Origin of the sequence: Streptomyces sp. RG80, from assembly GCF_040446465.1 — a bacterium.
Lineage (GTDB): Bacteria > Actinomycetota > Actinomycetes > Streptomycetales > Streptomycetaceae > Streptomyces.
The window spans coordinates 635,170-652,338 of the sequence record NZ_JBEAAJ010000006.1; the positions used below are offsets into that span (position 1 = coordinate 635,170).

16 protein-coding genes are annotated in these 17,169 nt (G+C 69.4%); 8 read left to right on the forward strand and 8 right to left on the reverse strand.

All coding sequences use genetic code 11. The features are described 5' to 3' along the window. The first annotated feature begins 89 nt into the window (after positions 1-89). From ABKA17_RS23635 to ABKA17_RS23645, 3 genes are all read left to right on the forward strand, one after another. Positions 90-1,295: a sensor histidine kinase gene (locus ABKA17_RS23635; protein WP_353694181.1), complete on the forward strand. Its 1,206-nt coding sequence runs from the start codon at positions 90-92 to the stop codon at positions 1,293-1,295. After that, positions 1,292-1,990: a response regulator gene (locus ABKA17_RS23640; RefSeq protein WP_353694182.1), complete on the forward strand. Its 699-nt coding sequence runs from the start codon at positions 1,292-1,294 to the stop codon at positions 1,988-1,990. Before ABKA17_RS23635 ends, ABKA17_RS23640 begins: the two co-directional genes overlap by 4 nt. Before the next feature lie 224 nt (positions 1,991-2,214). Next, entirely contained in the window at positions 2,215-5,430 is a 3,216-nt protein-coding gene (locus ABKA17_RS23645) for a glycosyl hydrolase family 95 catalytic domain-containing protein (protein ID WP_353694183.1), read from the forward strand. A 149-nt stretch (positions 5,431-5,579) separates the two neighbouring features. On the opposite strand, the gene ABKA17_RS23650 is transcribed toward ABKA17_RS23645, so the two are convergent. Then, the gene (locus tag ABKA17_RS23650) at positions 5,580-6,719 is read right to left on the reverse strand and encodes a serine hydrolase domain-containing protein (RefSeq protein ID WP_353694184.1); all 1,140 of its coding nucleotides are present in this window, start codon (positions 6,717-6,719) and stop codon (positions 5,580-5,582) included. A gap of 240 nt (positions 6,720-6,959) precedes the next feature. Further along, positions 6,960-7,469, reverse strand: coding sequence for a hypothetical protein (locus ABKA17_RS23655; RefSeq protein ID WP_353694185.1), 510 nt, complete (start codon positions 7,467-7,469; stop codon positions 6,960-6,962). Between the two features lie 312 nt (positions 7,470-7,781). Between ABKA17_RS23655 and ABKA17_RS23660 the strand changes: the two genes are divergently transcribed. Then, positions 7,782-8,786: a winged helix-turn-helix domain-containing protein gene (locus ABKA17_RS23660; RefSeq protein ID WP_353694186.1), complete on the forward strand. Its 1,005-nt coding sequence runs from the start codon at positions 7,782-7,784 to the stop codon at positions 8,784-8,786. 11 nt (positions 8,787-8,797) lie between these two features. On the opposite strand, the gene ABKA17_RS23665 is transcribed toward ABKA17_RS23660, so the two are convergent. Next, positions 8,798-9,601: a hypothetical protein gene (locus tag ABKA17_RS23665; protein ID WP_353694187.1), complete on the reverse strand. Its 804-nt coding sequence runs from the start codon at positions 9,599-9,601 to the stop codon at positions 8,798-8,800. Between the two features lie 3 nt (positions 9,602-9,604). Further along, complete coding sequence (locus ABKA17_RS23670) at positions 9,605-10,081, reverse strand: RICIN domain-containing protein (RefSeq protein ID WP_353694188.1); 477 nt, start codon at positions 10,079-10,081, stop codon at positions 9,605-9,607. 407 nt (positions 10,082-10,488) lie between these two features. Between ABKA17_RS23670 and ABKA17_RS23675 the strand changes: the two genes are divergently transcribed. Further along, the gene (locus ABKA17_RS23675; protein ID WP_353694189.1) at positions 10,489-11,094 is read left to right on the forward strand and encodes a hypothetical protein; all 606 of its coding nucleotides are present in this window, start codon (positions 10,489-10,491) and stop codon (positions 11,092-11,094) included. 116 nt (positions 11,095-11,210) lie between these two features. Here ABKA17_RS23675 and ABKA17_RS23680 read toward each other — a convergent pair whose 3' ends face one another. Next, positions 11,211-12,014 carry a TetR/AcrR family transcriptional regulator gene (locus ABKA17_RS23680; RefSeq protein ID WP_353694190.1) on the reverse strand — a complete coding sequence of 268 codons (804 nt, stop codon included), beginning with the start codon at positions 12,012-12,014 and terminating at the stop codon, positions 11,211-11,213. A 106-nt stretch (positions 12,015-12,120) separates the two neighbouring features. On the opposite strand from ABKA17_RS23680, the gene ABKA17_RS23685 reads away from it, so the two are divergent. Continuing rightward, positions 12,121-12,579 carry a nuclear transport factor 2 family protein gene (locus ABKA17_RS23685; RefSeq protein ID WP_353694191.1) on the forward strand — a complete coding sequence of 153 codons (459 nt, stop codon included), beginning with the start codon at positions 12,121-12,123 and terminating at the stop codon, positions 12,577-12,579. 117 nt (positions 12,580-12,696) lie between these two features. Here ABKA17_RS23685 and ABKA17_RS23690 read toward each other — a convergent pair whose 3' ends face one another. Further along, positions 12,697-12,984, reverse strand: coding sequence for a DUF4190 domain-containing protein (locus tag ABKA17_RS23690; protein ID WP_353694192.1), 288 nt, complete (start codon positions 12,982-12,984; stop codon positions 12,697-12,699). A gap of 235 nt (positions 12,985-13,219) precedes the next feature. Here ABKA17_RS23690 and ABKA17_RS23695 point away from each other — a divergent pair, with 235 nt between their 5' ends. Both ABKA17_RS23695 and ABKA17_RS23700 read left to right on the forward strand, forming a co-directional pair. Further along, positions 13,220-14,539, forward strand: coding sequence for a tetratricopeptide repeat protein (locus ABKA17_RS23695; protein WP_353694193.1), 1,320 nt, complete (start codon positions 13,220-13,222; stop codon positions 14,537-14,539). A gap of 161 nt (positions 14,540-14,700) precedes the next feature. Next, positions 14,701-15,816 carry a DUF4037 domain-containing protein gene (locus ABKA17_RS23700; protein WP_353694194.1) on the forward strand — a complete coding sequence of 372 codons (1,116 nt, stop codon included), beginning with the start codon at positions 14,701-14,703 and terminating at the stop codon, positions 15,814-15,816. Positions 15,817-15,889: 73 nt separating this feature from the next. On the opposite strand, the gene ABKA17_RS23705 is transcribed toward ABKA17_RS23700, so the two are convergent. Beyond that, on the reverse strand, positions 15,890-16,303 hold the full coding sequence (locus ABKA17_RS23705) for a VOC family protein (protein WP_353694195.1): 414 nt from the start codon (positions 16,301-16,303) through the stop codon (positions 15,890-15,892). Then, positions 16,300-16,890: a dihydrofolate reductase family protein gene (locus tag ABKA17_RS23710; RefSeq protein ID WP_353694196.1), complete on the reverse strand. Its 591-nt coding sequence runs from the start codon at positions 16,888-16,890 to the stop codon at positions 16,300-16,302. Before ABKA17_RS23710 ends, ABKA17_RS23705 begins: the two co-directional genes overlap by 4 nt. Positions 16,891-17,169: the final 279 nt, after the last annotated feature.

Here is a 17,169-nt window from a genome sequence, read left to right on the forward strand (position 1 = left end):
TTCGCACCAGTGATCGCGGCGCCGAGCACCACGGCGCCGCGATCCGCGATGTGTGAGCATGGCCGTTCCATGGAGTTCCTCGGAGTGTGATGAGTACGAGTTGGCGGCACCGGGCGGCGACCCGTCCGAAAGCCCTGGACCTCGCGTTGCTGGTGCTGCTGTTCGCCGTCACCGTCTCCGGCGTCCTGGCCACCCGGGCACTGGCCTCCGGCCCCCTGGCCCTGTGGCCTGGCATGGTCCTGTCCGCGCTCGCCTGCGCCGCGTTGTACTGGCGCCGGAGCCACCCTCTGCCCGTCCTCGCCGTCACCGCGCTGTCCGTGATGGCCGTGGGTGCGACGGGCTACCTCCTGACCCCGTTGCTGATGGGACCGCTGCTGGTCGCGCAGTACGCCACGAGCCTGCGCACCCGTCGGCGCACGGGGTGGAACAGCGCCCTGATCGTCACCGGATGTGTGGTGGTGAGCGGCCTGGTCTTTCCCTCCTTCCTCCACTCCCTGGTCTTCGCCGTCGTCAACCCCACGGCGTGGATCCTGCTCTGCGCCGCCCTGGGCAGCTATCAGCGGGTACGCCGTGATTACGCCGTGGCCCGCGCCGAGCACGCCGACCGGCAGCGCGAGGAGGAGGCACGCCACCGGGTGGTCCAGGAGCGCATGCGCATCGCGCGCGAACTGCACGACGTGGTCGCCCATCACCTGACCCTGGCCGACGCCCAGGCCGGAGCCGTCAAGCACCTCCTGCGGACACAACCCGACAAGGCCCACGAGATCATCGACCGGCTTCCGGAGGCGACGGCCGCCGCCCTGCGCGAACTCAAGGCCACCGTGGGGCTCCTGCGGCAGGACACCGACCCCGCCGACGACCTGGCACCCGCGCCGGGATTGGACCGGCTGCCCGATCTGGTCGACTCCTGCGCGGCGGCCGGCCTCCAGGTCACCGTCACGGTCGAGGGGGAGCGGTGGCCACTCACCCCCGTACTCGACCTGACGGCCTACCGGATCCTCCAGGAAGCACTCACCAACGTCACCAAGCACGGCGCCGGCCGCACCGCCGAGGTACGGCTCGCCTTCACACCCCGGCGGCTGACCCTGACCGTCGCCAACGACACCGCCCCCGGCCGCACCCCGGCACCGCCCGGTCCCGGCGGCGGGTTCGGCCTGATCAGCATGCGCGAGCGCGCCTCCTCCGCGGGCGGCACCTGCCACGCGGGCCACCGCAGCGGGGGCGGCTTCCAGGTGGTCTGCGCCCTGCCGCTCGACCCGTCCCCCGACCGCCGCGACGAAAGCCCCGCGCCATGACCATCCGCGTCCTGCTCGCCGACGACCAGGCCCTGCTCCGGGCCACCTTCCGCATCCTCATCGACTCGGCCGACGATCTGACGGTGGTCGCGGAGGCCGCCGACGGGCGGGAGGCCGTCGAACTGGCCGAGCAGCACCGGCCCGACGTGGTCCTCATGGACATCCGGATGCCGGGCACCGACGGCGTGACGGCCACCGCCGCGATCTGCTCCCGGACGGAGCTGACGGACACCCACATCCTGGTCCTCACCACGTTCGAGAACGACGAGAACGTCGCCAAGGCGTTGCGCGCCGGCGCGAGCGGCTTCCTCGGCAAGGGCGTCACCCCCGATGTCCTGCTGTCGAGCATCCGCACCGTCGCGGCCGGTGAGGCCCTCCTCTCGCCCACCGCGACCCGGGCCCTCATCACCCGCTTCCTGGCCACCCCGGACACCGACGACCTGCTCGCCCTCCCCGAGGCGGTCAAGACCCTGACCGACCGCGAACGCGAGGTCGTGACCCTGGCCGCGCACGGCAGATCCAACACCCAGATCGCCGACCGGCTCGTCCTGAGCCCGCTGACCGTACGCAGCCACATCCAACGCGCCATGACCAAGCTCGACGCCCGCGACCGTGCCCAACTCGTGGTCGTCGCCTACCAGAGCGGCCTGGTGAAGCCGTCCGCGCCGGGATCCGATACGGCAGGCGCACGCTGACACTCCGATGGCCGTGGTCCTGGACCAACCGGTCGATCTGCTAATACCTCCTATCTATTTTGTCCCTCTGTGCCGGATCTGAAGAACGGACAGGGAGTTACAGCGCTGCAGCCCTCTAGACATCCTACCTATTGGCTGGCGATGATGGCGCTGCCCTCGGCGGATGCTGATGAAGCCGAGCTTCCCCCCGTAAGAAGAACCGACCACTGCCTGGGAGATCTTTCGTGACTCATGCGTCCCCGCCGCAGCGAAGAAGCGTTCTCAAGTTCGGCGGTGCCCTCGCTCTCGCTCCGCTGGCCGGTCAGCTGGCCGGCGGACCTCTCGCAGCACCGGCCGCCGCCGCTGCCGACGGTGCGGGCTCGGCGGCGGTCGCCTGGCCCGCCCTGTCGCGCAAGTCGCTGAAGTACTCCGTCCCCGCCGCTGACTGGCAGTCACAGGCGCTGCCGATCGGCAACGGCCGACTCGGCGCCATGCTCTTCGCCGACCCCTACGAGGACCGCATCCAGTTCAACGAGCAGAGTCTGTGGGGCGGAGTCAACAACTACGACAACGCCCTCGCCGGCCAGCCGGACAGCGCGTTCGACACCGGCATGACCGGCTTCGGCTCGTACCGGAACTTCGGTGACATGGTCGTCGCCTTCGGGCCCCACGGGTCCCGGCCGAAGGTCACGGCCCCGGGAGGCCCGTACAGCTCCTCCTCGTCGGAGGGGGTCGACAAGTCCTACGACGGCACGTCGAGCACCAAGTGGTGCATCGAGGGCCCCCCTTCGAAGGTGCAGTGGCAGGTCGAGCTGCCCGAGCCCGTCGCGATCACGTCCTACCGGCTGACCAGTGCCAACGACGTGCCACAGCGCGACCCTCAGCAATGGACGCTGTCCGGTTCCGCCGACGGCACCACCTGGACCACGCTGGACGACCGCACACTGACGGCCCCCTTCGAAAGCCGTTTCCAGACAAAGCAGTTCACCTGCGCGGACAGCGGGTCGTACCGCTTCTACCGCTTCGACTTCGTCCCCAAGGCGGGCGTCAGTCACTTCCAGGTGGGCGAGATCGGTCTGTCGGGCGTCCAACTCGGCGTGCGCGACTCGGTGTACCTTTCCTCGCCGAGCGGGCACTCCGGGGGATCCGGCGCCGGGAGCGGATCCCGGAACACGGGCATCTCCCGTTCGGTGGACCGCGATCCGACCACAGTCTGGCGAGTCGGCGGCGCGGCGAAGGAGGTCGTCTGGCAGGCGGACCTGTCCCGCGCGCTCGCCGTCACCTCGTACGCGCTGACGGCGGCCCCGGACCGGCCGCGGGACGATCCCCGACGGTGGACGCTCCAGGCCTCGCAGGACGGGCAGGAGTGGGTGACCCTCGACACGCAGACTTCCGAGGCGCCCTTCGCCGGGCGCGGTGAGACCCGTACCTTCCGGGTCGCCAACGCCACCGCGTACCGCGCCTATCGGCTCACGTTCACTCCCGGCGAGTCGGCCACCGGCTTCCAGATCGCGGAAGTGGCCCTGGAAGGCGCCGAGTTCGACACCCGGACACTGAGCACCTTCGTCGACTACCAGCGCGCCCTGGACTTCACCGACGGGGTCCACGCCACCCGCTTCGGGGCGCCGGGGCAGCGTTTCCGGCGGGAGGCCTTCGCCAGCCGCTCCGCGGATGTGATGGTCTTCCGGTACACGTCGGAGCGCACGGGGGGACTCTCCGGGACGATCGCCCTGACGTCCGCACAGGACGGGGCGCCCACGAGTGTCGACGTCGGCGCCCGGCGGATCGCCTTCCACGGGACCATGGGCAACGGCCTCAAGCACGCCTGCGCCGTACGGGTCGCGCACACCGACGGCACTGTGAGCGCCGACGGCTCGACACTCAGGTTCACCGGGTGCACCACGCTCACCCTGCTGCTCGACGCCCGCACCGACTACAAGCTCGACGCCGCCGCCGGATGGCGCGGAAGCGATCCGCGGGCGGCCCTCGACAGGGCGCTCGACCGGGCGGCCAAGAGGTCGTACCGGGCGCTGCGCCACGAGCACACCGACCGGATACGCGTCCTCATGAACCGGGTCTCCGTCGACTGGGGCACCTCCGAGGACGCCGTCATCGCCCTGCCGACCCACACCCGGCTGGCGCGATACGCGGCGGGCGGCGCCGATCCGACCCTCGAGCAGACGATGTTCGACTACGGCCGGTACCTGCTGATCAGTTCCTCCCGCCCGGACGGCCTGCCCGCCAACCTCCAGGGCTTGTGGAACGACAGCAACTCGCCGGCCTGGGCGTCCGACTACCACACCAACATCAACATCCAGATGAACTACTGGGGAGCCGAGACCACGAACCTGTCGGAGTGCCACGCGGCACTCGTCGAGTTCGTCAAGCAGGTCGCCGTGCCCAGCCGCGTGGCCACCCGCAACGCCTTCGGCAAGGACACCCGCGGCTGGACGGCCCGCACCAGCCAGAGCATCTACGGCGGCAACGCCTGGGAGTGGAACACCGTAGCGAGCGCCTGGTACGCCCAACACCTCTACGAACACTGGGCCTTCACCCAGGACCTGGACTACCTCCGCACCGTCGCGCACCCGATGATCAAGGAGATCTGCGAGTTCTGGGAGGACCACCTCAAGGAGCGCGAGGACGGACTCCTCGTCGCGCCCAACGGCTGGTCCCCCGAACACGGGCCGCGCGAGGACGGCGTCATGTACGACCAGCAGATCATCTGGGACCTGTTCCAGAACTACCTCGACTGCGAGGCGGTGCTCAAGGCCGACCCCGCCTACCGGGCGAAGGTCGCGGACATGCAGGCACGCCTCGCGCCGAACAAGGTCGGGAAATGGGGGCAGTTGCAGGAATGGCAGGAGGACATCGACAGCCCCACGGACATCCACCGCCACACCTCGCACCTGTTCGCCGTCTACCCCGGCCGCCAAATCACCCCGAGGACAACGGACTTCGCGGCCGCCGCCCTCGTCTCACTCAAGGCGCGGTGCGGTGAGAAGGAAGGAGTCCCCTTCACCGCCGCGACGGTGTCGGGCGACAGCCGCCGCTCCTGGACCTGGCCCTGGCGGGCCGCCCTCTTCGCCCGCCTCGGTGACGGGCACCGCGCCCAGATCATGCTGCGCGGACTACTGACGTACAACACGCTGCCGAACCTGTTCTGCAACCACCCTCCCTTCCAGATGGACGGCAACTTCGGGATCTCGGGCGCCGTGGTGGAGATGCTTCTCCAGAGTCACGACGGCGTCATCCATCTGCTGCCCGCGCTGCCCGACGGCTGGAAGACCAAGGGCTCCTTCACCGGGTTCCGCGCCCGCGGCGGCTACGAGGTCAGTTGCGCGTGGCAGGACGGCAAGGTCACGTCGTACAGGATCGTGGCCGACCGCGCGCGAGACCGCGCGAAGGTCACCGTGCGCGTGAACGGCGTCGACACGAAGGTCAAGCCGGCCAAGCCCTGACCTGTAGACCTGTGTGGGGGCTCCATGCGTTGTCCGCACGGAGTTCAAGAGCAGCGCCTACAACCGGAGTGCTAAGCCGGAGTGCTAAGCCGGAGTGCTAGGCCGGAGTGCTAAGCCGGAGTGCTAGGCCGGAGTGCTAAGCCGGAGTATTAAGAACGGGTCCGGCACAGTTCCTGACCCACGAGTGTGGTCATGGCCTGCTCGGTAGCCTGGCCGCCGTGACTGGTGACGTACACCACGGCGGTCCGGGTGCCGTCCCGGGTGGCGCCGCCCCAGGCGACATAGCCGAGGAGTTCACCCCGGTGGCCGAAGTAGCTGCCGCCGCAGGGCAACGGGATCTCGGCCAGACCGAGTCCGTACTTCACGCCCAGCCCGGGCGCGTCCTGCGTGGTCGTCATCTCGTCGAGCTGCTTGGGAGCCAGCAGACGGCCCCCGAGCAGCGCGGCGTAGAACCGGTTCATGTCGTGCACGGAGCTGATGACCGAGCCGGAGCCGACGGCCATACTCGAGTTGAGGACCGTGACGTCGATGCCGGTGTCGGTGCCGAACACGGCGTAGCCCTGGGCGTGCGGGCCCAGGATGAACGGGAAGAGACCGGGCGTACTGGTGTCCCTCAGGTCCAGGGGGCGGATGATCCGGTCCCTCACCTCCTGTGCCCAACTCCGGCCCGTCACCTTGTGGATGATCATCGCGGCGAGGATGTAGTTGGTGTTGGAGTACGACCAGGCGGCATCCGAGTGAGGCTGCTGCATCGCCAACCCCACCAATTCCTCAGGGGTGTACGTGCGGAACCGCTCGGCCCGATAGCCGTCCGCGCTGTTCAACGCGGATATCTTCGACCCGACATCAGGGATGCCGCTCGTGTGCTGCAACAACTGCCGCACGGTGATCCGGCGGCCGTCGTTGCCGTTGCCCCGGACCACTCCCGGCAGCCACCTGTCGACGGTGTCGTCCAGGGACATCCGCCCCTCGCCCACGAGTTGCAGCACAACCGTGGCGGTCAAGGTCTTGGTGGCACTGCCGATCCGGAACCTGCCGTCCCGCGGCATCGGCTTGCTCGTGTTCATCGCGGCCGTGCCGGCGTACGCGCTGTCGTGTGCATTCGGTGACGTCACCTCGGCGTGCACACCGACCGCCCCAGTGTCGTGGATCGCCTCCACGTACCGTTGGAGCGGATCGGCCGGCCGCGGCTTTGCCGCCGCCAGGGGCGCGGTCGACGCGGCTAGGACGGCGGTAGCCAGACCGGTCAGGACGAACAAGCCTCGCCGGCGCCTTCTTGACCCATGCATGGCGGCCCCTTCTCTGCTCAGTTGCGCGCGAGTTGAAGGACCGCTCGGGAAGTGCCCGTGACCGTGTCGTCCCGGAGCCGGCGGTCAACGACCATCCCACCAGCAGAGGAGCAATCGCCCCATCCGGCCTTCCCCCCGACACACCCATGTGCTGTCCTCAGGGCGGTGCCGGGGGGTTGCCCCCTCATGGACGTCGGCCGGCTTCCTTGCCGTGATCGCTGCCCACGTGTCGAGGGGAGGTCAGCAGTTGCGGATGGACCAGACCGGGTCCCAGTTGTAGTCGACGTTCTTGCCAACGTCCTGGAAGGACGTCAGCACGTTGCCGCTCTGACCGTAGAAGTACGACGTCACGTTGCCGGTCTGGCTGTTCCAGTAGTTGCCGTTGCCGTTCCAGTTGGAGACGTAGTAACGGTTGCAGTCGTAGAAGAAGAACGTCTTCCAGTCGTTCGTCGTCGGATCCCAGACGTTGGTGCAGAGAGTGCCCGCCTCACACTCGTACGTCTCCCCGGGAGGGCCGTGCTCGGTTCGCACTGCCGGGGACGTCGTCGGTGAAACCGCGGCCGCGGCCTCGGCTTTGGCCGCCACCGCGGGCCCGGCTCCCTCGGGCGCCGGGGGAAGAGTGATGACGCGAGCGGCGGGCCCATCGGCGGAGGGGACGGTGGCCAATGCCGGCCCACCGGTGGCGAACATCGCCGTCAGCAGAACCGACGAGGTACTGACGGTGGTGAGGATGGAGCGTTTGGAGCGCATGTTGGGTTACCCCCAGTAGAAGCGAAGCGGGACAGGGCTGGACGATCACCGCGTCCGGCATGCCGGACGGGGCGCATGGGTGCATGGGTGCATGTGCGCATGTGCGCAGCGGTGCGCTGTACTCCTCGGCGCGCCACTCGCACTGCCCGGGCGGCCACGTTCGGCAGGTGGGGCTCGGGCCCGCGAGGGAACCGGCCAATTCACCCCCCGGTATCGGTCACCCGCGCAACTCTCGCCCCAGCCGAGGGCTCTTATCTCCTGCGAGCCAAGTCGGGCTGCTGACCACAGCGTGACTCGTATATGGGGAGCTCTATGTTGACGTTCCATTTCACGGGGGCGGACATCGCCCGGGTGCGGGTGGCGAGTAGACCGGACCCTCTGTGGGAGTTGTTGCTCAGTCTGCATCTGGCCGGGGGAGAGGACGGTGCGGTCGTCTTCGGCCCGTGGCGGAAGCAGGTGCGGTCGCGGCTCTCCGGGCCCGTGCGCATGCTCTTCGACCTCGCCCCGCCCCGCGGTTACTCGGCCGACTTCCTCACTCCCGCTCCCGACGGGGCGGGGCTGGAGACGGGCATCGACACCGTCCTGTCCACTCCGCGCCGGCGGCTGTGCCACGACGTCGCCGGGCTCGCCGCCGCCCAGCGTCCCGGCACGTGGATCCGCTCCCTGGCCGAGGGCGACACAGGAACCCTGGGCCGCCTCGGCAGGACGCTGCGCGGGTACTTCGCCGTCGCCCTGCGGCCGCACTGGGCCCAGGTGCGCGCGGCCTTCGACCGGGACCGTGAGCTGCGGATGCGAGCGGTGACGGACGGAGGTGTCGAGGGCATGCTCGCCACCCTGCACCCGGACCTGCAATGGCGGTCCGGTCTGCTCACCATGGCGAGCGCCTACGACCGTGAGATCCACCTCGACGGACGGGGGCTGCTTCTGCTGCCGTCGTTCTTCTGCTGGCGCGCCCCGATCACCCTGCGCGATCCGGACCTGCCTCCGGTGCTCGTCCACCCGATAGCCCACGACCTGGGCTGGGCCCAGCCGGACGCCGAGACCCTGCGTGACCCGCGCGAGGCCTTGCGCACCCTCCTGGGCCGGACCCGCGCCGACCTGCTGACCGCGCTGACCGCCGGGGGCGGGTCGACCGGCGAGCTCGCCCAGCGGCTCGTGGTGTCTCCCGCCTCGGTGTCGCAACACACTGCTGCCCTGCGTGACTCCGGCCTGATCGTCACCCGGCGTCGCGGGCCCGGCGTCCACCACATGGCGACCCCGCTCGGGGAGGCGCTGGTGGACGGCCGCCGCGGCATCCCGCCGACCGCGTCTCGGTGACCCGGGGCCGATCATGCGCCCAGAGGGAACAGTCCGGCGCCTCGCCCCGGCGCCTGGGTCCAGCCGTCGATCCGCAGCGCGAGTCGGCGCAGCCGGGGATCACCGGGGCGTACGGCGATCTGGAAGTGCGCCGCGTGCGGTCGCCGCAGCCGACCGCCCCAGGAGACCACTCCCTCGCACTCTTTGAGGATGTCCCGCACCACGGCGACCTGATGGGGGAAGCGCACACCGGTCGCGCCCGGCGGGTAGGCGTCGGGGCGGATCGCGACGGCCGTGCCGGAGGCGTAGTCGGTGGTGTGTCCGGTCACTCCGGTGGCCGGGCGGTGTCCGGCGAGTTCATGACGGGCCATCTCCTCGACCTCCCGTTCGGTGCCGTCTCCGACCCGGACGTAGGGATCCATGGTGAGCAGCGCCTTGAACACCTTCGGCGGGAGTCCGCTGTCCGGAGAGGCCCCGCCGACGCCCATGTTCGACTTGAGCTCGGCGACGGACTCGGCGACACGGTCGTTGTACGTGCCGTCCATTCCGCCGCCGTCGTAACCCTTGCAGTACAGGGCGGACTGCACGATCCGGTAGACGTTGCCGTGCCGGGTCACGTCGTCGATCTGGGGTCCGAACCGGGACTGGAGCGTGCTCAGCGTGGTGGGGCCGAAGCTGTCGGACAGGGTGGTGATGCCGAGCTCGTGCTGCAGAGCTCGGGTCAGCGCGTACATCACCGTCCAGCTCGTCTTCCCGTTGACCTCCACCTTCGGGATGCCGGGCACGTTGTAGGAGTTGATGAACCGCTGTGCCGGCTCCACCATCTCGTCTGCCATGGATCAGACCCAGTCCTGGTACAGGCCGCCGTTGCAACGGGTGGTGCGGAATCCGCTGTCGTCGCTGTCGTCGATGCAGCGGTCGGTGTACTGGTTGCGGAAGGTGAGGCGGACCTCGTGGTGGCGGCTGATGTACCAGCTCACGTTCTCCGAGCTGTCGCAGCGCTGCGTGCTGAAGCCGGCGGGCCCGTCGTAGAGGCACTCGCCGGTGACCTTGTTCTGGAAGCGGCGGGTGCCGTCGTTGAAGACGTGCACGTCCCACTTCTGCCAGTCGCCGCCGTTGCAGGGGAAGGTGCGGAACCCGTACTCCCTGCTGTCGTCCATGCAGCGCAGCGTGCCCAGGCTCTGGAAGGTGTTCACGACCAGGACGGTGCTGCCACCGTCCTGGGACTGCTGTCCGGCCTCGGCGGAGCCGCCGGTCGCGGTGACCAGGGCGCCCGCGCAGAGCATGGTGGCCAGAACCGTCCTGAGCGACTTCATCTCGTTCCCCCGTGGGTCTTGGTGGTCGTGTCTCGCACGCCAAGACTGGGACCGGGGGCCTGGGGCCACCAGACGTTTCAGCTATAGCCGAAAAGGGGTTCGCGAGGGTGGTTCGGGGAAGTCAGCGGGCAGTCGGCCGCCGCGCTGCGGGCGGGACGTGGCCGCTCCGGTAGACCTGCGCCTCGGGGTCGTTGATGTTCCGGTCTGAGCTTCGTGGCCCTGGACTGAGCAGCAGATGAGCATTGGGGCCCGGACGGTGCCTGGCAACTTCTGGGCGAGGTGCGGTTGGACGACGGAGACCGTCACCGGGGCCGGACGCGGAGGGCCTCTGCTTGCGCTGGCGCCTGCGCAGTCGGCCCGCTGTCGATCGTTGGCCCGATGCGGAACACGGCTTGTACGGTGGCCGGGTGAACGCATCGAACACCCCCGCGGGGTCGGCAGCACGCGCCCGCCACCTCGTCGGGCCGGCGGCGTTGCTGCCCCTGCTGGGAAGTGACGAGGCGGCTGTCGGGTTCTTTGCCGGTGTGGCGGACCTAGATGTGACGGACCCCGCTTCCCACGATCTGGAGGACGGGGTGCGGCTGGCTTCCGGGGCGCGGCTGGAGCAGTTCGCGCGGGCGGGCTCCGGGGACGCGTACTGCTTCGTGGGCGAGGGCGGCGAGGAGCGTCCCGTCGTGTACCTGAGCCTCGATGGTCAGGCAGGCCTGATCGCGCTGGGACTACCGGAGTTGGTCCGGCTGTGTCTGGCGGCGCCGTGGTGGCGGGACGCTCCGGGGCGCACGGCCGACGCCCTCAAGGCGGTCGCCGCCGAGTACCGCGATGACATACCCGACCTCGACCAGCGGCGCGACCGTGCGGCTCGGGCACTCGGTATGGACCTGGTCGGCCTGCCATCGGAGGCGACGGTCCTGGCCCGGCTCGTGGAGCTCTCACGAGGGCCGCTGGCCGAGGCCTGCGTCGTCGGATACGAAGGCGAGGCGCTCGAGGGCCTCTTCGATGCAGGCCAGCTCTGATCGGCCGACCACTAGCTCGCCGAGTTCACGCAGGAAGCCAGTGGCATCTCCCCGCTTGCTCACGCACCGCACGATGCGAAGCCCGTGCTTCGGGATGGCGCGGCATCGGACCTCTCCTAGCGGGCGCGCTGCCGATGGGCCTTCTGACGGCAGGCAGCGCTGCAGTACCTGCGGGGACGGCCGGTTGCGGCAACCGGCACGGGGTTGCCGCACACAGGGCAGAATCCCTCGGTAGTTTCGTTACGATCTGGCGTGGCTCTTTCGTAACGGTGGGGCGTCGTCGATGCCGACTCGGTTTCCGGCACGGGTTCCGCTATGGCGGCCGGCAGTTCGGTGGTCGCGGCTGCCGGGCGCAGGGCGTCGCAGGCCAGGGCCACCATGCGTCCGGCGGAACCCCGGGGTCCCCGGGCGGCTTCCATGGCGATACAGCCGGTCGCCAGCGCGACCACGTCGGCGTCGTCCACGTCCGCACGTACCGCCCCAGCCTGTTGGGCCCGCAGCAGCAGTGCGGCGACCGCCTCGCGAAACTCCCGTTTCACGCCGGAGGCCACCGCGGGGCGGATCTGAGCTCGGCCGTCCAGCGCCGCAACCAGGGCCTTGTTGAACGTCACCCGCTCGACCATCTCGGCGAAGAACGTGAAGAACGCCGCGCCAGGATCGTCAGCCGCGGTCATCATGCGGGTGTCCTCGGCCATCCGCGCGATGCGGTCCACGATGACGGCCTCGAACAGGGCGTCCTTACTGGGGAAATGGCGGTAGACGGTCCCCGCGCCGACCCCGGCCCGACGGGCCACCTCGTCCAGCGGGACATCAGCCCCTTCAGCGGCGAACGCGGCCTCGGCGGCCCGCAGCACCCGCGCCCGATTGCGACGGGCGTCGGCGCGCGCGTGCCGACCGGTCTGAGTGTCCGCGTCCGTCATGGCGGGTCGGCCTCTCTTCTCCCGCGACCCTCGATTGACAACCGGGGCGAGCGTTCCGTAACTTCAATCGGGCTGTGCGTTCCGATTCTAAGCTCTGGAGTCCACCGTGACCGAAGTCAGCGCACCCAGCCCGCGTGAGATCGCCGAACGTTTCCTGCGGGTCGCCGCCGAGGGCACCCCCGACGAACTCGCCGACCTGTACGCCGAGAACTCCGTGATCGAGATGCCGTTCGGACCGCAACCCGGCGTCCCGCTGCGCTTCGAGGGCCGCGAGGGTCACCGCGCGCGGTTCAAAAGCTTCGCACCGTCCATACGTGTGGAACGGATCGACCCCGTCGCCCTGCACGAGACGGCCGACCCGGAAGTCGTGATCGCCGAGTACGACTACCACGCCACAGCAGTCCCCACCGGACGGTCGTTCACCAACCGCTACATCATGGTCATGCGCATCCGAGACGGCCTCATCGTCCACTCCCGCGACTACGCCAACCCCCTTGGCAGCGCTGCCGCTTTCGGCAACCTCGACCGCCTGCTCGAGGCGGCCCGACAGTCGGCCGCCGACTGACGACCCCGTTCCACGGTGGGTCCTGCCGCGGCCCTGCAACGGCGTAGGGCACGTGGAGTTGGAATGTTCCGGACGGGGTCGTGAGAGATCGCGAGTCGGATTCGTGAGGGCAGAGAATTAGCCGCCCACGTACCAGCCGAAACCACCGTTGTTGGCGGCCACGATGAGGAGCACTATCCACAAGACCACGTCGACGACACCGAGGATGATTCCGGCCTTCGCCATTCCGCCGCCCGTCTTCCCCGCCGACTGACGACGAGCGACAGCGCCGAAGACGATGGCCAAGGGGCCCAGAATGATGTTCAGTATGAACAGACCGACGATGCCGCAGCACAGGCTCGCGATCGCCAGGCCATTGGTGCGCGAACCTGTAGACGCAGCAGAAGACCCGCCGTAACTCGTCATTGGACACTCCCAGTTGTCGCTTGCGCGGACTGGATGGACCGCGCGGCTTCGCACTGTTGGCTTCCGTGTCCGATTTCCCCCTCAAAGCCGTCCCATGTTCACGAATTCCTTGGCTGCGCCCGCCTTTGTGGGGTGGGGCAGAGGCACTCGGCCGGGCTCTCGGTGTTCTGGCGGCCTGTTTCCCGCGCGCGTAATGCAGTTGAGGAGGGAGTGATCATCGGAGAAGATCCTCGGCATGTTCTCGCGCAGGAATCGCCGCCCCAAGACCCCTGAACTCCTCCAGGCCTGGCAGGCCCTCGATGAGGGGGACATCCCGGGTGCCCTGCGCCAGTTGCGGCACGGCACCGACGAGCTGCCGATCGACGAGCTGGCACTCGTGGTCGCCCGGGCCGCCAGGAGTGCCGGCTTCGACGACCTGAGCACCGCCGCCGACGCCCTGGCCGCCCGCCCCGGAAAGCCCCGCGCCCTCTACGACTTCGGATACGCATGCATCGAGCGCGGCGTGCCGTATCTGGCGATACCCGCGTTGCGCGAGGCGCTGCGGCAGGCGCCGGACTCCGCGGGGATCCTGCGGGAACTGGTCTCGGCCTGCGAGCGCGAGGGCCGGCACCGCGAGGCCGTCGACACTCTGACCGCGCACGAAAGCATTCTCGTCGACTGGCCGGACCGCTATCTGCTGGTCTTCAACGCCGTCATGGCCGGTGACCTCGCCCTGGCCCGCCGTCATCACGCACGACTGCCCGATCCGCAGGACGAGATGTGGCTGCCCGCGCAGGCCCGTCAGCGCGCGATGCTGGAGAGGGCCGCCGGGGCCGAGGCGGTGAGCCCATTGGACGCCACCGATCTGCGGGGCTGGCAGTACGTCATCGGCGGCACCGTGCTCACCGCCCTGTCCCCTTACGGGTTCGACGCGGGGATGACCGGTCGGTTCGCGTGGCTTCAGGACACCCACGGTCAGTGCCTGAGCGGACTGCTGCGGCTGAAGGCGATCCTCGGCGCCGCCGGGGCGCGTCCCACATCGGTATCCCTGCTGCCCGACCGGAGCAGCCGCATTCTCGGCCTCGCGGCGGCCCAACTGCTGGAACTGCCGGCGAAGCCCTTCGCGTCCGACCGCGAGGACACGGTCGTCATCGCCTACGACCTGAACGAGGTGGCCGGCGCCGAGCAGGGCCCCGAGATCCTCGGTCAGCTCTTCGAACGGACGCCCGGCCAGATCCTGCACGAACACGCGAGCAACTGGACCGACCCACCGGTGGTCAGTGCCGACAGCATCACCCTGCTGCACCAGTCGGCGACGGCGCCCTGGGAAGGGCAACTGAGCGCCGGAGAGGACGGCATCGCGGAACGCGGCGCGCCCGACGACAGGCCGGAGGAGGACATCGCCGCGGACATCCTGACCGCCGACGCCACACCCGACGAGGGGGACGGCGCGACGCCCGCCGATCCGATCGAGAAGCTCACCGACTTCGTGTCCGCTGTCCGCGACACCTGGCTGCGGGGCGACCGGGCAGGTCTGTCGTCCGCGGGTCCCGTGTCCAGCTCTCGCTTCCTCTGATGACCTGATACGCAATTGCCTCGCGCATGTCTCCATCCGGTGCGTCGGCCGGGATCCTTCCGGCGCATCGGGGTGGTTGCGGCGGTTCAGACCGAGCGGGCGCGCGCGGCGCAAGGAAAACCCTTCGACCAAGCACATGTCTGTCAGGCACGCTCCGCGACATGACCACGCCCGCTTTCATCCCCGGTCTGGAACTGTCGCGCCGTTTCTACCTCGAAGCCGTACGCCCCGTGCTGGACCAAGCGGTCCCCGGGATCGTGCACTCCGCAGCGCGTCTGGGCAGCGGCTCGGAAGTCCTCGGATTCGACACCGCCCGCTCTGCCGACCACGAGTGGGGCCCGCGCCTGCAGATCTTCCTGAGCCGTGAGGACACCGCCCGCCACGGCACACGGATCACTGAAGCGCTCGCCGACCGGCTGCCGAAGTTCTTCTGCGGTTACCCGACGCACTTCGCCGCCACCGGTGAGGCGGGTATCGGAGTCATGCGGGTGACTGACGGGCCAGTCCAGCACCGCGTCGAAGTCACGTCCACGGGCGCCTGGTTCACCGCGCACTTGGGCTTCGACCCGCGTCGCGACGTCACCTTGGCCAACTGGCTGGCCACTCCCACGCAGCGCCTCGCCGAGGTCACCGGCGGCGCCGTCTTCCACGACGGGCTCGGACAACTCGCCCCGGCCCGGGCCCGCCTGGCCTGGTATCCCGACGATCTGTGGCTGTACGTACTGGCCTGCCAGTGGCAGCGCATCGCCCAGGAAGAAGCCTTCGTGGGCCGGTGCGGCGAGGTGGGCGACGAACTGGGCTCCGCCGTCGTCGCTGCTCGGCTGGTGCGCGATCTGATGCGGCTGTGCCTGCTGATGGACCGTCGTTACCCGCCCTACAGCAAGTGGCTCGGATCCGCCTTCGCCCTCACCCCTCAAGCCACCGCCCTGACCTCCCTCTTCACCGCTGCCCTGGCCGCCCCCGACTGGCACTTGCGCGAACAACACCTCGCCCACGCCTACGAGAGCATCGCCACCTGGCACAACCAGCTCGCCCTCACCGACCCGGTCGACCCGGCCACACGCCCCTACCACAGCCGCCCGTACCAAGTCCTGCGTGCCGAACGCCTCACCACCGCTCTGACCAGCCGGATCACCGACCCGGCCATCCGCGCCCTGCCGACGATCGGTGCCGTCGACCAGTTCGTCGACAGCACCGACGTCCTCAGCCGACCCGAACTGACCCGCGCGGCCAGCCACGCCACACTCACCGCCGGCGGCCAACGTCGCCGCAGCTGAGAGCTGCGATTCGGGTACGCCCGCAGCCTCCAGGTAAGGCTGAAAGCGGGTCACTTCCCAGAGCATGGCTGTCTCAGGCGAAGTCCGCTGCGGTGATGCCGGCGGGATGTCCGGACGGCCACTCCACCAACTCGATCCGGTAACCGTCCGGATCCGTGAGCCAGGATGTCTTCGGGCCGTGTGGGCCGCCCGGGTACTGGACGGGTTCGGGCCTCAGGCCGGCTTCGGTCAGAGTCTTCAAAGTGGTGGCGAGCCCGTCCACTTGGATCGCGAGGTGGTCGAAACCGCTGCCCACGTCGACCGGTGGGTCACCGGGGCGGTGGACCAGTTCGAGCGAGGCTGCCGGTTCGTCGGGGAATTTGAGGATCACGAGGTGCGCCCCGTCGCCGGCCTCGACCCTGCCCAGTTCGGCGTAGCCCAGGGTGGTGTAGAAATCGAGCGAGCGGTCCAGGTCGGTGACGCGGTAGGAGACGAAGAGCGTCTTCACACGGCCTCCTCGGGGTGACGTACCCGGTAGCGCAGATGTGTGACGTCCCGATCCTCGAGCCGCCGGACTAGGTCGAGTTCGATGTGCTCGCCACCCAGGTGGTCGAACAGCCGTCGGCCGTCCCCGAGGAGGACCGGAACCAGGTGGATCTCCATCTCGTCCAGCTGCCCGGCTCGCAGAAGTGCCTGGGCCGCTCCCGCCCCGTGGACCATGACCGGCCGGTCCGCTGCGGCTGCGGCTGCCCGAGCCTGACGGGCGCATTCCTCGACATCGGTGACGAAACGCGCTTGGCCGGGTGGTACGTCCCCGTCGTCCACCTGGTGGGTGAGGACGAAGATCGGTACGCCGTCGTGGTGGTCGCCCTGCCAGCGTCCGGCGAGTTCGAAGGTCCGGCGGCCGGAGATCACCGCACCGGTTGCCGTCGCTTCGCGGTAGACCTGGCCGCTGGGGCCGTCGGACTCCCGGTCGTCGAGCCAGTTGAAGAGCCGTCCACCGTTGCGTCCGAGCTCCTGCCCTGGCCGATCGTCCGGGCCGGCGATATAGCCGTCGAGCGACATCGACATGTACAGCCGGATCGGATGGTTCATCCGTGCCTCCCTCTCTCCTCCATGACACCGGGCTCCGGCGTTTACTGATCCGCCGACGGGGCGGGAATGTCACAGGGGAGACTTCAGACAACCGGCAAACTCATCGTCCTGAGGCGCCGGCCCTGCGGGCTCCGGCATGGACCAGTGGCCCTGCAAGCGCACCGGACCGGCGTCCTCCGGGCCAGGCTGCGATGTTCGCCGAACCGTACGGCGTCGCACTCGCGGCTCACCTACAGCCGTCGGCCGTCTTTGATCGGCCGAAATGCCGACCTGCTTCCG